Origin of the sequence: Reyranella sp. (genome assembly GCF_004297405.1) — a bacterium.
Classification (GTDB): domain Bacteria; phylum Pseudomonadota; class Alphaproteobacteria; order Reyranellales; family Reyranellaceae; genus Reyranella.
Genome location: NZ_SCVC01000012.1, coordinates 94,221 through 109,786, shown reverse-complemented (window position 1 = coordinate 109,786; position 15,566 = coordinate 94,221). Strand labels below are relative to the sequence as shown.

Annotated in this window: 14 protein-coding genes; 5 read left to right on the top strand and 9 right to left on the bottom strand. The window is 64.1% G+C overall.

What is annotated here, in order from left to right:
• Nucleotide 1: 1 nt before the first annotated feature.
• The gene (locus EPO50_RS10285; RefSeq protein WP_296343590.1) at nucleotides 2-991 is read right to left on the bottom strand and encodes an ABC transporter permease; all 990 of its coding nucleotides are present in this window, start codon (nucleotides 989-991) and stop codon (nucleotides 2-4) included.
• Between the two features lie 155 nt (nucleotides 992-1,146).
• The gene (locus tag EPO50_RS10280; RefSeq protein WP_296343589.1) at nucleotides 1,147-2,763 is read right to left on the bottom strand and encodes an ABC transporter substrate-binding protein; all 1,617 of its coding nucleotides are present in this window, start codon (nucleotides 2,761-2,763) and stop codon (nucleotides 1,147-1,149) included.
• A 203-nt stretch (nucleotides 2,764-2,966) separates the two neighbouring features.
• Between EPO50_RS10280 and EPO50_RS10275 the strand changes: the two genes are divergently transcribed.
• The 4 genes from EPO50_RS10275 (at nucleotide 2,967) to hemA (ending at nucleotide 6,354) form a co-directional block, all read left to right on the top strand.
• Nucleotides 2,967-4,379, top strand: coding sequence for an aspartate aminotransferase family protein (locus EPO50_RS10275; protein WP_296343587.1), 1,413 nt, complete (start codon nucleotides 2,967-2,969; stop codon nucleotides 4,377-4,379).
• A gap of 46 nt (nucleotides 4,380-4,425) precedes the next feature.
• A complete protein-coding gene (locus EPO50_RS10270) occupies nucleotides 4,426-4,728 on the top strand; it encodes a hypothetical protein (RefSeq protein WP_296343585.1) in 303 nt (100 codons plus the stop codon).
• Entirely contained in the window at nucleotides 4,719-5,042 is a 324-nt protein-coding gene (locus EPO50_RS10265) for a hypothetical protein (RefSeq protein WP_296343583.1), read from the top strand. The genes EPO50_RS10270 and EPO50_RS10265 overlap by 10 nt, the downstream gene beginning before the upstream one ends.
• A gap of 88 nt (nucleotides 5,043-5,130) precedes the next feature.
• Nucleotides 5,131-6,354 carry a 5-aminolevulinate synthase gene (hemA, locus tag EPO50_RS10260; protein ID WP_296343581.1) on the top strand — a complete coding sequence of 408 codons (1,224 nt, stop codon included), beginning with the start codon at nucleotides 5,131-5,133 and terminating at the stop codon, nucleotides 6,352-6,354.
• A gap of 3 nt (nucleotides 6,355-6,357) precedes the next feature.
• On the opposite strand, the gene EPO50_RS10255 is transcribed toward hemA, so the two are convergent.
• Entirely contained in the window at nucleotides 6,358-7,599 is a 1,242-nt protein-coding gene (locus EPO50_RS10255; protein ID WP_296343579.1) for an MFS transporter, read from the bottom strand.
• Between the two features lie 95 nt (nucleotides 7,600-7,694).
• Here EPO50_RS10255 and EPO50_RS10250 point away from each other — a divergent pair, with 95 nt between their 5' ends.
• Nucleotides 7,695-8,078 (top strand): hypothetical protein, encoded by a 384-nt coding sequence (locus EPO50_RS10250; protein WP_296343577.1) that lies wholly within the window; start codon nucleotides 7,695-7,697, stop codon nucleotides 8,076-8,078.
• Nucleotides 8,079-8,104: 26 nt separating this feature from the next.
• On the opposite strand, the gene EPO50_RS10245 is transcribed toward EPO50_RS10250, so the two are convergent.
• The 6 genes from EPO50_RS10245 to EPO50_RS10220 form a co-directional block, all read right to left on the bottom strand.
• Nucleotides 8,105-10,510 (bottom strand): TonB-dependent receptor, encoded by a 2,406-nt coding sequence (locus EPO50_RS10245; RefSeq protein ID WP_296343575.1) that lies wholly within the window; start codon nucleotides 10,508-10,510, stop codon nucleotides 8,105-8,107.
• A 95-nt stretch (nucleotides 10,511-10,605) separates the two neighbouring features.
• A complete protein-coding gene (locus tag EPO50_RS10240) occupies nucleotides 10,606-11,568 on the bottom strand; it encodes a FecR family protein (RefSeq protein WP_296343574.1) in 963 nt (320 codons plus the stop codon).
• Between the two features lie 68 nt (nucleotides 11,569-11,636).
• On the bottom strand, nucleotides 11,637-12,122 hold the full coding sequence (locus EPO50_RS10235; protein WP_296344193.1) for a sigma-70 family RNA polymerase sigma factor: 486 nt from the start codon (nucleotides 12,120-12,122) through the stop codon (nucleotides 11,637-11,639).
• 110 nt (nucleotides 12,123-12,232) lie between these two features.
• Complete coding sequence (locus tag EPO50_RS10230; RefSeq protein ID WP_296343572.1) at nucleotides 12,233-12,862, bottom strand: glutathione S-transferase N-terminal domain-containing protein; 630 nt, start codon at nucleotides 12,860-12,862, stop codon at nucleotides 12,233-12,235.
• Nucleotides 12,863-12,878: 16 nt separating this feature from the next.
• A complete protein-coding gene (locus tag EPO50_RS10225) occupies nucleotides 12,879-14,030 on the bottom strand; it encodes a hypothetical protein (protein WP_296343570.1) in 1,152 nt (383 codons plus the stop codon).
• Between the two features lie 40 nt (nucleotides 14,031-14,070).
• Nucleotides 14,071-15,507, bottom strand: coding sequence for a class II 3-deoxy-7-phosphoheptulonate synthase (locus tag EPO50_RS10220; RefSeq protein WP_296343568.1), 1,437 nt, complete (start codon nucleotides 15,505-15,507; stop codon nucleotides 14,071-14,073).
• Between the last annotated feature and the right edge of the window lie 59 nt (nucleotides 15,508-15,566).

Sequence of the window (15,566 nt, the reverse complement as noted above, 5' to 3'; positions counted from 1 at the left end):
ATCAGTGCCCCGCGGCGCGCGCCGTGCCCTGCGCGCGCAGGCGCGGGTCGACGGCGAAGTAGAGAAGATCGACGGTGAGGTTGATCAGCACGAATAGCAGGCCGATCAGCATCAGATAGGCCGCCATTACCGGGATATCGGAGAACTGAACGGACTGGATGAAGAGCTGCCCCACGCCCGGCCACGCGAACACCGTCTCGGTGACAATGGCGAAGGCGATCAGCGCACCGAGCTGCAGGCCCGTCACGGTGATCACCGGCACCAGCGTGTTCTTCAGCGCGTGGCCGAAGTTGACGGCACGATTGGAAAGGCCGCGGGCGCGCGCGAACTTGATGTAGTCGGTGCGCATCACCTCCAGCATCTCCGAGCGCACCAGACGCATCAGCAGGGTGAGCTGGAACAGGCCGAGCGTGATCGACGGCAGGATCAGCGCCTGCAGGCCCTTCACCGTCAGGAAGTTGGTCGTCCACCAGCCGATCTGCACCGTCTCCCCTCGCCCGAACGACGGCAGCCAGTGGAGCCAGACGGCAAAGACCAGAATCAGCAGGATGCCGATCAGGAAGGTGGGTAAGGAGATGCCGATCAGGGATACGGCCTGGAACAACCGGCTCGACCAGTGATTGGGATAGAGGCCGGTATAGACGCCCATCGGGACGCCCACGAGCAGAGCGAAGAGCGCAGCGCAGAAAGAGAGTTCGAGCGTTGCCGGCATTCGCTCGACGATCATGCTACCGACCGGTTCGGAGGTACGGTAGCTCAGGCCGAACTTGCCCTGCGCGGCATTGGCGATGAAGCGCACGAACTGGACGGGCGGCGAATCATTGAGGCCGAGCTTCTCGCGCAGCGCCTCGCGTTCCTGGGCCGGCGTATCCTGACCGACCATCGCGTTGATCGGATCGCCGACGTAACGAAACAGAGAAAAGGCGACCAGCCCGACCGTCAGCAGCACTGCGATCGATTGCAAGAGTCGTCTCAGAATGAAGGCAAGCATACGTTGTCTTTATTATTAGGCGCCAGCGCCCCTGCGTGTGGGATCACCCCTAGCAGGAATAAGGCCAAAAATGAAGGCGCGCCGGGGGTGTATCCCCAGCGCGACTTCATCCATTCGACGAGATTGCGCTACCCGTGACAGGTGCGCGCTCCCTGCTACTTGATGTTCACGTACCGCAGCGGAAAGCTGTTATCCGCGGGCTGCACGAGATCGATGTTCTTGCGCGACGCCCAGACCAGCGCCTGCTGGTGCAGCGGGACGTAGGCGAAGTCGTCGACGTAGATCTTCGTGGCTTCGCGGATCATGGCGTCGCGCTTGGCCTTGTCGGTCTCCACTTCGACGGCATTCGAGAGTTCGTCGAACTTCTTGCTGGAGTAGCCGCCGGCATTATAGAGGCCCTTCTTGGCCTTCACATCCGGCGTCTGGATGATCTGCTCGAAGACGTTGTGCACGTCGTAGGTGGTCGCCGGCGACCAGCCCAGCATGTAGAAGCTGGTGTTGCTCGGCTTGCCGTCCGCCGTGCTGCGCAGGATCTTGGCGAAGTAGAGATTACGCGTCTGGGCGCGCAGGTTCACCTTCACGCCGATCTTCGCCAGCATCGAGACGACCGCCTGGCAGATCTTCTCGTCGTTGACGTAGCGGTCGTTCGGGCAATCCATGCCGACCTCGAAGCCGTTGGGATAGCCGGCATCGGCCAGCATCTTCTTGGCTTCCTCGGGCTTCAGCAGCGCCGGACGCTTGTCGAGCTCCTTGGTGTAGCCGTTGATGCCCGGCGCCACCATCAGGTTGGTCGGGAACGACTGGCCGCGCATCACGGTACGCTTGATCGCGTCGACGTCGATCGAGCGATGGATCGCCTCACGGACCTTCTTGTCCTTGAACGGGTTCTTGCCCTTGACGTTGGACTCGACCAGCTCGTCGCGCTCCTGGTCGAAGCCCAGGAAGACGATGCGGGTTTCCGGCCCTTCGAGGACCTTGATGTTGGCGTCCTTCTTGAGGTTGTCGGTATCGGCCGGCGGCACCTCGTAGGTCATGTCGATATCGCCCGCCTTCAGCGCGGCGATGCGGGTCGCAGCGTTCGGCACCGGCGTGAAGATCACCTCGGTGAGGTTGTGCTCCGGCTTGTCCCACCAGGTGGGATTGGCGACGAGGATCGTCTTCTCACCCGCACGGCGCTCCTTCAGCATGAAGGGGCCGGTGCCCATGGCATTGCGGGTCGCGAAGTTCTCTTCGTTCTTGATCATGTCGGCCGGCTGGACGGCGTTGTTCTTTTCCGCCCAGGCCTTGGACATGATGCTGATCGACGCCCACTTGTCCGCGAGCAACGGATCGGGAACGCTCGTCGTCACTTCGACGCGATGGTCGTTGATCTTCTTGATCTCCTTCATCGAGGAGAAGTTGCCGTTGACGTTCGAGCCCGGCCCGTTGGCGCGGTTGATCGAGAAGATCACGTCGTCGGCGGTGAACGGCGTACCGTCGCTGAACTTCACGCCTTCGCGCAGGTCGAAGAACCAGCTCGTCGGGCTGGTCTGTCCCCACTTGGTGGCGAGCGCCGGCTCGAGCTTCAGTTCCTTGTTACGGCGGACCAGCGGGTCGTAGATGTTCGCCGTGAAGGTCAGCAGGAAGGTTTCCTGCCGGGCATATGGATCCATCGAGCTGACATCGCCCGAGTTGGCCCATTTGAAGGTCTTGGCGTTGGCCATCGGCGCAAACGCCGCACTCGCGCAGACGAGCGCCGTCAGCGCCACTGTATGTCGCAGATTGAAGTACATCGGAACTTACCCCCTCGGTGATCGCCGCCGCCGCATAAGCAAACCTCCCCGGCCGCCATCCCATGCGTGGACGCATATCTCAGTAACGTTGCACCTGCCGTGAGACCGCGTCAATTGCACAAAAAATTTGCATGTCCAGATAGAGTGAACTTAGGCCTCAGCCGGGCTATCGTGGCCGGATTCACAGTACTAGGGGTACGGCCATGAACGACGTTTCTCGCAGCTTCCGCGGCAATTCCAATGCTTCGCGGGATATCGCACATCACCTGCACCCCTACACGAATTTCAAGAAGCACGAGACGACGGGTCCGCTGACCATCGTGCGCGGCCGCGGCGTCTACGTCATGGACGACGACGGCAAGGAGTACATCGAGGGTATGGCCGGCCTCTGGTCGGCAGCGCTGGGCTTCAGCAACGAGCGGCTGGCGACGGTCGCCTACGAGCAGATGAAGCAGCTGCCTTTCTATCACGCCTTCAACCAGCGCAGTCACGAGCCCGCGATCAACCTCGCGGAGAAGCTGAAGTCGATGGCGCCGGTGCCGATGTCGAAGGTGTTCTTCGCCAACTCCGGCTCCGAAGCCAACGACACCGTCGTGAAGATGGTGTGGTACATGAACAACGCGCTCGGCCGTCCGAAGAAGAAGAAGATCGTCGGCCGCCTCAAGGGCTATCACGGCATCACCGTGGCCTCAGGTAGCCTCACCGGCCTGCCGACCAACCACCGTTCCTTCGACCTGCCGATCCAGGGCATCGTGCACACGAGCTGCCCGCACTACTACCGCTTCGCCAAGGACGGTGAGACCGAGGAGCAGTTCGCGACGCGCTGCGCCGAAGAACTCGAGCAGCTCATCATCAAGGAAGGTGGCGCCGACGAGGTCGCGGCGATGATCGCCGAGCCGGTGATGGGCGCCGGTGGCGTGATCGTCCCGCCCAAGGGCTACTACGAGAAGATCCAGGCGGTCTGCAAGAAGTACGACATGCTGTTCATCGCCGACGAGGTGATCTGCGGCTTCGGTCGTACCGGCAACGTCTGGGGCAGCCAGACGATGAACATCAAGCCGGACATCCTGACCTGCGCCAAGGCGCTTTCCGCGTCGTTCCTGCCGATCTCGGCGGTGATGATCAACGAAGCCGTCTACCAGGCGCTGATGAGCGAGAGCGACAAGATCGGCACCTGGGGCCACGGCTTCACCTACTCAGGTCATCCCGTCGCCGCCGCCGTCGCGCTGGAGGCTCAGAAGATCTACGAGGAGACCGACCTGTTCGGCCACGCCAAGCGCCTGAGCCCGGCCTTCCAGAAGCACGTCCAGTCGTTCGCCGACCACCCGCTGGTTGGTGAGGCGATGAGCGTCGGCATGATGGGCGCGATCGAGATCGTCGCCGACAAGAAGACGAAGGCGTCGTTCGAGATCGGCGCTGTCGGTGCTGCTGGCACCAAGGTCTACAATCATGCCGTCGCGCGCGGCCTGTTCATCCGCAACATGGGCGACCGTGTCGCGATCTGCCCGCCGCTGGTGATCAACGAGACCGAGCTCGCCGACCTGTTCGGCCGCCTGCATCAGGCCTTCGATGAGACGCTGGCCGAGCTCAAGTCGGAAGGCCACTTCAAGGGCTGAGATGGCTTCCGGCCCAGATAACGGCGGAGCGACCTCCGGCGGAACGTTGCTCTCCAGCACGGGCCGCCGCATCCGCACTGGTGTTATCTGGGCCCTCGTCTCTTTTGCCATCGCCGTCGTGCCGATCGTCTACGCGACGATCGGCATGGTGGGCGACAGACCCATCGACACTGCGCTGGGATTTGCCGCTCTGTTTTGGGCGGTCGGACTGCTCTTCGCCCTGTGGGCCGCTATTCCAACCATGCGCCAATGGAGCGAGCTAGCCCCAGAGGTACGCTCACTGGGGATTACACCGCTGCTCTTCATCTGTTTGCCACAGGCAGTGGCCTTGCTCGTTCTTTGGCTGTAGCCGAGCCACCATTCGGGACCGCCCGCCGCATCCGCAACCGCGCGATCTGGGCTGTGGCCCTGTTCGCAGCGTCGATCGCGCCGGGCATCATCGGGCTCGGCATCGCCACAGCGACTGAAGACCAGATCAACACCGCCCAGCCGTTGGCTTTGTTGTTCTGGACCGTGGGACTGCTCTTCGCCTTGTGGGCTGCCGTTCCAACCTTGCGCTATTGGGACCGCCTCCGCGACCAGACGCGCTGGCTGGGAATCCTCCCTCTTCTCTCCGTCTCTCTGCTCCTGAGCGCCGCGTTGCTGGTGCCTCTGTTAGTGTAGTTGCTGCGAGCGATTCGCAACTGGAGGCATTGTCCGCGACTAAAATGTGTCTGCTTTAGAAGCGGCAACACGACTAAAATCGGCCTCGATGGATTACGAGGCATTCTTCACCGGCCATCTCGGACGCCTGCGCGACGAAGGACGATATCGTGTCTTCGCCGAGCTGGAGCGGATCGTGGGCGCCTTCCCGCGGGCGCGTCTACATCGCGAAGGCCAGCCGCCACGCGACGTCACCGTCTGGTGCAGCAACGACTATCTCGCCATGGGCCAGCATCCCGCCGTCGTGGAGGCGATGCAGGCCGCGATTGGCGCCCAGGGATCAGGCGCTGGTGGTACGCGCAACATCTCCGGCACCAACACGCTACACGCCGCGCTCGAGCGCGAGCTGGCCGCCCTCCACAACAAGCAGGCGGCCCTCGTTTTCACCTCGGGCTATGTCGCCAACGAGACGACCCTGCAAACGCTCGGCGCCATGCTGCCCGGCTGTGAGCTCTACTCCGACGCCTTCAACCACGCCTCGATGATCGCGGGCATCCGCCACTCGGGCGCCGTGCGCAAGATCTTCCGCCACAACGACGTACGCCACCTCGAGGAGTTGCTGGCCGCGGCCGATCCCGCGACGCCCAAGATCGTGGCTTTCGAGTCGGTCTACTCGATGGATGGCGACATTTCGCCGATCAACGAGATCTGCGACGTCGCCCATCGCTACGGCGCCCTCACCTATCTCGATGAAGTCCATGCCGTGGGCATGTACGGCGACAGCGGCGGCGGTGTCGCCGAACGCGACGGTGCGCTCGACAAGGTCGATATCGTGCAGGCGACGCTCGCCAAAGCCTTTGGCGTCGTGGGTGGTTACATCGCCTCGACCGAGGCCACGGTCGACTTCGTGCGCTCCTGTGGCTCGGGCTTCATCTTTACGACGTCGCTGCCGCCGGCCATCGCCGCGGCGGCGCTCGCCAGCGTGCGCCTCGTGCGCAACCAACCGGAGTTGCGCGTGCGCCACCAGGAACGCGCCGCGACCCTGAAGCGCCGCCTTGCCGCCGCCGGCCTGCCGGTAATGCCCTCGGTCACGCACATCGTGCCGGTGTTCGTGGGCGACGCTGGGCTCTGCAAGCAGGCAAGCGACCTGCTGATGGAGCGCCATGCGATCTACGTGCAGCCGATCAATTACCCGACGGTGCCGCGCGGCACCGAACGGCTGCGCCTCACCCCGACGCCGTTGCACGGTGACGAGGATATGGCACGGCTGGTCGACGCTCTCCAGGATGTCTGGCAGACGCTGGGCCTCGCCTCGAAGGCAGCAGCGGAGTAGCGACTACTCCACCGTCCGCATCGTCCAGAGGCGCGAGCGGACCAGCACGACACCGATCAGCAGGAGCATGGCCACGGCCGGCAGCAGCATCGCCGTCTTCAGGCCCCACATCGAACAGATCGTTCCCGTCAGGAAAGCGCCGATCGGGCCGCCACCGCTCAAGCCTAGCTGGAAAAGCGACATCAGGCGGGCCCGATGCGTCGCCGGCGCCACGATCTGCACCACCGTACGGCTCTGCGTCATGGTGATGCCGGCGCCGATGCCCCAGACGAAGTTCAGCGCCACGAACACCGGGAACGGCGGCAGCGTCGCCATGGCGAACAGCACCCCTGCCCCGACCATCACCGCGACGCCGATCAACCGGCCGCGCAAGGTGAAGCGTCGCGCCAGGCCGACCAGCGCCATGCTGGCCACGATGGTCGCCGCCCAGAAGGCCAAGTTGACATAGGAAAGTTCGAGCGCGCCGCCGTGATAGTTGTCGCGCACGACCAGCGGCAGCACGGCCATGAATGGCCCGACATAGAAGACGCCGACGCCGAAGTTCAGCAGGAGCACCGGCCAGATCTGGTCCGACTTGGCCGCCGCCGATACGCCCTCACCGACACTGCGCCAGAAGCCGGCGTGGGCGCCTGGCGGATGCGGGGGTGGATCAGGCAGCTTCCTCACGGCAAGGCAGCCCACCAACACCATGCCAGCATGCAGCAACAGGAGAGGCACGGCGCCGAAGCGGTCGGCTGACGAGGCGAAGCCGATGCCTAGGAGCTGACCGCCGAACTGGAGCGCCGTGGCCAGCGCCACCGCGCGCGGCAACGCCCCTTTCGTCGCGACCACCGGCAGCAACGCATCGCGTGTCGGGATGGCGAACGCGCCGATCGCGCCAGCGGCAATACCGTAGGCGATCAGCAGCGGATAGCTGAGCGCGCCCTGCCCGCCCGACCACAGCAGCGCCGCCAGCGCCAGCGGAGGTGCTGCATAGAGCATGTGATAGAGCAGCAGCAAGCGACGCGGGTTACCGCGGTCGGCGACCAAGCCACCCAGCGGCAGGAACAGCAGCGAGGGCGCCATGACGGCCGCCTGCGCGACACCGACGGCAAAGGCGTCCATGCGCAGCACCACCGCGACCAGCCACGGGAACAGCACCATCTGGATGCCGAGCGGCACGAACCAGGTGCCGAGGCCGGCGAGGTAGACGGGAAAGGCCGAAGAAGCGTCGGGAGAAGGCGGTGGGCTCTTGGCTTGATCCAAGGCAAATCCATCTATATCTTGTAGGCACTTAGTGCACGTTGCTCATTCATTAGTCAAAGGCACATATTTTCGTGTCGACCTTTAATCGTAACACCTTGGTCAAGGTTCTGGAGATCCTGGACAGCAGCCACGCCGAAGAGGCGCTGGCAGCCGCAAAACTTGCTTCGGCCATGGTGCGCGAGGCGGGTCTCACGTGGGATCAGGTGATCGACACGGCGGTGCTTCCCCGCTCGGCTTCCACACCCGCCCTACCGTCGGAACCGCCGCCGCGTGCCGTCAGCGCCGGCCCCTTCGGCTATCGGCGCGAACGTGATCTCTCGCCCCATGAGCAATTCTTCATGGTGCTGCTGAGCCCACGCACACCGGCCGACATCAAGCGCAAACTCAGGAACTGGGAAGCGCGTGTCCTCGACGGCGAGATCACCCCGCAGGAAAGCCAGGACCTGCAGTTCATGTATCAGAGTTTCGTCGTCGGCTGAGCTGCGGGCTTTATCGCCCCGCGCGATCAGAAGTCGAACGAGGTCGAGAGACGGAAGGTCCGCGGTGCCCCCAGGAGCAAGGAGGTCGCACCGCCCCCACCCGCCCAATAGGTCGTGTCGAGAACGTTGTCGACATTGAAGCGGATGGTGATCGGCTTCGCGGTCGGGCTTCTGAAATTGTCGAAGGTGTAGCGCATCCCCAGGTCGAAGCGCGTCCATTCGGGCAGCATGCGCCGCGGATAGGTCGTGTCGATGTACTGGGCGCCGGTGTAAATGGCGCGGCCGGTCAAGGTCAGCCCGGGCACGAACGGAATATCCACTTCGGTGCCGAGATTGAGTTGGACGCCGGGCGTCAGCGGCGCGATCCAGCCATCCGTGAGGCCACCCTGGGTCTTGGCGAGAACGGCGCTCAGGAACATCGCACCACCGACGATGCGCACGCCCTCCGTCGCTTCGCCGAAGAAGTTGAACTCCAGCCCCTGGTTGCGCTGTTCCCCGGCCAAGACTTGCGAGTTGGTGGCGACGTCCGTGATCACGCTCGGCTGGTTGATCTGGAAGACACTCGCAGTCGTGGTCAGCTTGCCCCAGTCGACCTTCACGCCGGCCTCGAATTGCGTCGACTTGTAGGGTGGGAAGATCGTGCCAGCGTTGGTGAAATTGGCCGGGACGACGATGCCCTGCTGCAGGCCCTGGATGAAATTGCCGTAGATCGAGACGTTCTCCCAGGGCTTGAAGACCAGGGCGACGGCAGGCGTCAGCGCGCTTTGGTCGTAGCTGTTGACCACCGCGCCCGAGGCCGCGACGAAGTTGGTGGCCTGCACGCGCTGCAGGCGCGCGCCGACGGTGAGCTGGATGCGCTTCTCGGCGGCGGTCAGCGTATCGGCGATGGCGAAGCTGCTCTGCTCCAGCGACGACACCTTGTTGGATTGAGGTTGCGCGAGATTGGGTCGCGCGATGACGGTGGGATTGTAGATGTTGGAGGCGAAGGGCGTGCCGTTCACGACACCGAGCCCGTCCTCGCGCCGGAACCCGGTCGCTGACAGCGCGAACTCGTGCCCGATCGGGCCGGTCTCGGCACGTCCCCGCAGCCCGACCTCGCCGGTGAGATACTGCGTGTAGACGCTCTGGTTGTAGGGCGACGAGGTAACGTTGCCGTTGAAGTTGGTGACAGTCAGCCGGGCGCCACCGGATAGGGCCGCGCGCCTGTTGTCGTGTGCACCAAAGGCAGCATAGGCCGTGATGCGCTCGGTCAGGTCGAACTCGCCTCTCACGACACCGAACAGGTCCTTGCGCTCGCTGAAGTTCCAGGGCTCGCCCGGGTTCGAGTTGGCCTTGGGAGCCCAAGGAAGTGGGATGCCTGGCGAGAGGCCGAGATATGGCAGGGCGCCGCTGATGTACTGGTACTGGTAACCAAGATCAGCCGACAGACGCACTCGTTCACCGCGATAGTCGAGGCCGAACAGCGCCAACGCCCGCGTGTCGGCCATCCATTCCACCGGCGTCTGGCCACCGCGATAGACGCCGTTGAAACGCACGCCGAACTGCTTGTCCGAACCGAAGCGGCGGCCAATGTCGGCGTGACCGCTAAACTGGCTGTTCGACGTATAGGCGGCCGTCACCTGGGTAAGGTCGTGGTCTGGTGCACGCTTGGGGACGATGTTGACCGTGCCGCCGATTGCCGTCGCCGGCGGCATGCCGTTCACCATGGCACTGGGACCCTTCAGGATCTCGATGCGTTCCGCCAGCTCCGCCATGACCGAGAAAGTCGGCAACATGCCGTAGAGACCGCCATAGGAGAACGTGTCGGCCGGAACGGTGAAGCCGCGGATGTAGACCGTATCGTCGGCGGCCGTGCCGTCGGCGTAGGTCATCCGCGCCGAAGGATCGTCGATCAGTACGTCTCGAACGGTCTGGGCTTGTTGATCCTGCGCCTTCTTGGCCGTGTAGCTCGTCTGGTTGAACGGCGTATCCATGACATCGCGATTGCCGAGCAAGCCGAGCTGACCACCCGTCGCGACCTGGCCGCCTGCGTAAGGGGGCGGGATGTTATCGATCATCGCCTGCTGCGGCACATGTGCGCCCTGCACTTGCACGGGATCGATCTGCAGGACACCCGAGCCCGCTCCCGGCACCCCCGAAACCGTCACGGCATTTGCCGACGTGAACTGGAAGGTCAATCCCGTGCCGGCAAGGAGCTGCCGCAGCGCCTGCTCCGCCGTCATCGCGCCATTGATGCCACTACTGGTCTTGCCGGCGATCGATGCGGTGTCGACCGCGATCTGTGTACCGGATTGCCGACCGAATGCCGTCAAAGCTTGTCCAAGCGATTGCGCGGTGATGTCGAAATTCGATACGCGATCGGACTGCGCCTTCGCTACCGTTCCATTCAGCAATACCACCGCGATCGCGGCAACGAACAAGCCTTTGAACACGAAAGAATCCCCCGGATAGTCCGTGCCGGCGGGTCACGGTAGTCGCTGAGAAGACGGCCGAGGGAAGTTGGATTTAAGGGACGATCGGCAAAATTTTATCGCGCCGAGACGATCAGCAGGTAGGGCGTGATCTCGACGACAGACGCCTGCTGCGTGTGCGCCACCGCCTGCAATGCCTCGACGGGATGACGCAGATCGAAGACTCCCGTGATGCGACGGTCGCCGAGCGAGCGATCACGAAGCACGATGAGGCCAGGATGATGCCGGTCCAGTTCCGCGACGACCTCGCTTAGTGTCGCGCCATCGACGATCAGGCGGCGCTCACGCCACGAAGCGACGTCTTCCGGCGCGATCTCCGACTTCGCGACCTGCCTACCCTCACCGCTCACCCTGAGCCGCTCGCCACGCGTCAGCGTCGCTGCCAGTCGGGTGCCGCGATCGAGCCGGACCTCGACGGTCCCCGATTGCACGCCGACGGTCACGCTATCGTCCGACGAACGCACGTCGAAGGCCGTACCGGTGACGGTCACGCTCACCTCGCCGGCCGTGACGATGAACGGCCGATCCTTTGCCGGCACGACCTCGAAAAACGCCTGGCCAGCCAGCAGCGCAATCTCTCGCCGTCCTGCATCGTATCGGACGGCAATGGCGCTCTCGGCGTCGAGATAGACGATGCTGCCATCATCCAGAGTCAGCGTGCGCAACTCCGCGACGCCTGTCAGGTGGTCGGCCTGCAGACGAAGCTGCAGTGCGGGAAAGAAGTACAGCGCCAGGCAAGCCGCCAAGGCGATACCGGCCAAGGCCATGGCGCGACGCATGCGCCCGGCGCGCTGTGTAGGAATCGCGGAAATCTCCGCAGGGGCAACCGCAGGAAGGCCAGCCGATACGCGCCAGACGCGCTCGACGCTGCGATAGGCCCGGCGATGGGCTTCGTTTGCGGCAAGCCAAGCGTCGACGCCGGCACGCACGGCCGCATCGCCCGGCGACGCCTGCAGTCGCAGCAGCCAGTCCGCAGCCTCCTCGCGCAACAAGTCTCCGTCGTCCGCTGCTGGGTCCACCGATCTCTCTTTTGCCTCACACGAACAGACGGTTTCCGTCGCCGACTTTTAAGGCTCGCTCAAAAAAATCAATGCTCGGAACGATCGAGCCGATGGGCGGCGTGGACGATCGCCTCTTTTACAAGCTGATGGGCACGCACAACGGAAACGCCGAGATGATTTGCAATCTGCTGCAATGTTTGTCCTTCCAACCTGTACATCCGGAAGGCGGTCTGGGTGCGCTCCGGCAGCTCTGCCAGCGCTTCCTGCAGGAGACGCAATTCGTCACGGAACAACAGCACATGCTCGGCCGACGGAGCCTCGTGCGGCACGGCCTCCAGGGTACTTGGGGCCATGGCGTCAGGTCGCTCGGTCGTAGAGCGGCGCGCCCAGTCGAGCGCCAGATTGCGCACGATGCGGTAGAGGTAGCCTACAGGATGAGTGATTTCCTGACTGGCCGCGCTCAGACGAAGGTAGGCCTCCTGGACGACGTCTTCGGCCCCTGCCCGGTCACGAACGATGCCGTTGGCGTAGTTCACCAGGGCTCTGCGATGCTCCAGGTAGAGCGCAAGCATCTGGTCCGCCGGGGCCACGCCGTCCGTCCACTCCCAATATGCGAATGATTCGCAACCGCGTTATAGGCGGTCATGTTTCCGGCAGCAAGCAACTTCATGGTCGACGGTGTTCAGGCCGCCAACAGGACGCTCTGCTCACGCTCCAGGACGCGCTTCACGGCCGGGCGCGCCAGCATGCGATCCTTCCAGGCCGTGTAGTTCTTGAGTTCACCGATGGGGAGGCCGATGCGCTTGCCCCAGCCGTAGAAGACGAGCGCATAGCCGTCGACCACCGAGAAGTCCTCGCCCAGGATCCAGGTCTTGCCGGCCAGCAGCCCGTCGATCTCCTTGAGGTTGGCGTGGAAATTCTCCCGCCCCACCGCCTTCAGGTGATCGAACACGGCTGTATCGGTGGCGAAACGCTCAGGCCGGCCGATATGCGTGAAGTTCGGATGCACGGCGTTAGAGAACCAGGCCATCAGCGAGATCGCCCGCGCCCGCTGGACGGGGTCCTTCGGCATGAGTTGCGGCGCATACTTGGCCGCGACGTAATCGAGGATCGCTGTGTTCTCGACGATCGCGCCCTGGTCCACCACCAGCGCCGGCACGCGGCCACGCGGGTTCACCTTGAGATATTCCGGGGTCTTCTGCTCGCTCTTCGCGAAGCTCAGCGCCTGCGATTCGTAGGCGGTGCCGCTTTCCTCGAGGCCAATGTGCGACGCCGTCGAGCAGGCGCCCGGCGCATAGTAAAGCTTGAGCATACTGATCTCCCGAAAACTAGAGCGGCTTGGTGCTGCCGTTGGGACGGACGCGATGCAGGAATTCGCGGCCGATCTTCACACGCTTCTCGCCGTTGTACTCGACGATGTCGGCGGTCGCGTAGGTCTCGGTCCAGTTGGACGGCAGGAACGAGCCCGTACCCACGACATTGATCGGCGCCTTGGCTTCGGCCATGACGCGGCACTTGGCCGGCCCGAATCCCGAAGAGGCGACAATCTTCACCGCATTGAAGCCCGCGCGGTCGAGCTCGGCGCGCAGATGGAAAATCGCGGCGGCAGAAACGCCCGTGCCAACGAGGTAACGCAGCTCTTCCTCGCTCCTGTAGCCACGGATCGATTCGGGCGAGAAGCGCTCCAGCACGGCATAGGACGACGCCGGGTCCAGCCCCTCGATATAGCGGCCGCCGGTCGTGTCGAGGCGGAACGAGAGCATTCCCTTGGCCGCCAACTCCGGGAAGCGGCGGCAGACATCCAGCGAGTCCGAAACTTCGCGCGCGAAGTAATCGACCAGCACGGTCATCGGCTCATCCGGGAAGGTTTCGGCGAACATCTCGGCCGCCCGCAGGGTCGAACCGGCATAGCCGATCAGCGCATGCGGCATGGTGCCGAGCCCCTGCTCGCGGCCGAAGAAATGCGCGGTCGCGTGCGTGGCATTACCAATGAAGCCGATGGCGCCAACCTTGCGCTTGGCGCGGGCGGACCCGACTGAAGCGGCATAGGCCATCATCTCGGCCATCTCGCGCCCTGCGCAGTGGCGCGCGTCCATGGCAAGGAAGGCGGCCTTCGGCAGGTCGGCGCACATCGTCCAAGCGTTGTAGGCCGCGACACACGACGGCCCCAGCTTCTGTAGGAAGATCGTCTCGAGATCGACGAGATGAAAGAAGGAGCCGGTGATGTACATCATCGGCTCACCGGCGCCGACCCACTTGCCCTCGTTGTAGCGCAGGTCGAGTTCGACCTTGGTGTTGCGCTCCCGGCCTGTCTCCTCCAGCCACTCCAGCGCCAGCCGCGGTGCAAACACCACCGGCCGGCGCATGAAGATGGCGTAGGTCACGCGGGCGTCGCCGAATCGGCCGATCACTTGCTTCGTGCGATTGAAGTAGTGATCGGTATAGCGCTCGATCTCGCCGTTAGTCGGCTGCGTCGTCATAGACTTCCCCCGGCTCGCCTACGCTGCGTTTCTTCTTTGATCAGACGGCGGGGCGTGCCCTGGCGACCGACAGGCGCTCGGCCTTGAGCTGCTCGGCCAACAGGAACGCGAGCTCCAGTGCCTGACTGGCGTTGAGTCTCGGATCACACTGCGTCTCGTAGCGCTCGTTCAGGTTATCGACCGTGATGTCGGTCGAACCGCCGATGCACTCCGTCACTTCCTGGCCGGTCATCTCGAAGTGCACGCCGCCCGGATGCGTTCCCTCGGCGCGGTGCACGGCGAAGAAGGCCTTCACCTCGTTCAGGATGGCATCGAAATGGCGGGTCTTCCTGCCATTCGAAGCGGTAACCGTATTGCCGTGCATGGGATCGCACGACCACACGACGGTGCGCCCTTCGCGCTTCAACGTGCGCACCAGGGCCGGCAGCTTGTCGCCCACCTTGTCGGCGCCCATACGCGCGATGATGACGATACGGCCGGCCTCGTTGCTCGGGTTCAACGCATCGATCAGACGTAGCAGGTCGTCGGTCGGCATCGTCGGCCCGGCCTTGAAGCCGATCGGATTGCGAACGCCACGCATGAATTCGACATGCGCGCCGTCGGGTTGACGCGTGCGATCGCCGATCCACAGCATATGGGCCGAGCAGTCATACCAGTCGCCCGAAGTCGAATCGACGCGGGTCAGCGCCTCCTCGTACTGCAACAGCAGTGCCTCATGGCTGGTGAAGAAGTCGGTCTCGGCGATCTGCGGCGTCGTCGCCGAGGTGAGGCCGCAGGCAGCCATGAAGTTCAAGGTCTCGTCGAGACGCGCCGCGAGATCGTGGTAGCGCTCCGACGACGGCGAGTTGTGCACGAAGTCGAGATTCCAGCGATTGACCTCGTGCAGGTCGGCATAGCCGCCCTGGGCGAAGGCGCGCAGCAGGTTCAAGGTCGCGGCCGACTGGTTATAGGCCTGCACCATGCGCTCCGGGTCGGGCAGGCGTGCGGCGGCCGTGAACTCGAAGCCGTTGACGTTGTCGCCGCGATAGGACGGCAGCTCGACGTCGCCGATCTTCTCGACATTGGACGAGCGCGGCTTGGCGAACTGGCCGGCCATGCGGCCAACCTTCACGACGGGCACGCCGGCGCCATAGGTCAACACGACGGCCATCTGCAGCAGCACGCGGAACGTGTCGCGGATGTTGTTGGCGGTGAAGTCGACAAAGCTCTCGGCACAGTCCCCGCCCTGCAGCAGGAAGGCCTCACCGTTGGCGACCTTGGCCAGCGCGCCCTTGAGCTTGCGCGCCTCACCGGCAAAGACCAGCGGCGGATAGCGGCGCAGACGCGCCTCGGCATTCGCCAGGACGGCGGCATCGGGATAGACCGGCATCTGCAAGGCCGGCCGGCTGCGCCAGCTGGTCAATGACCAGTCGGCGGCGCTCGAACTGCGGGACTGCGCTTTCGCGGCCACCTTGGACGGGCCCTGAATCGCGGTCATCGACTCCTCCTGAACCCGGCGGCCAGGAACAAAGGGGGCCGCTTCGGGGGTGGTGAACC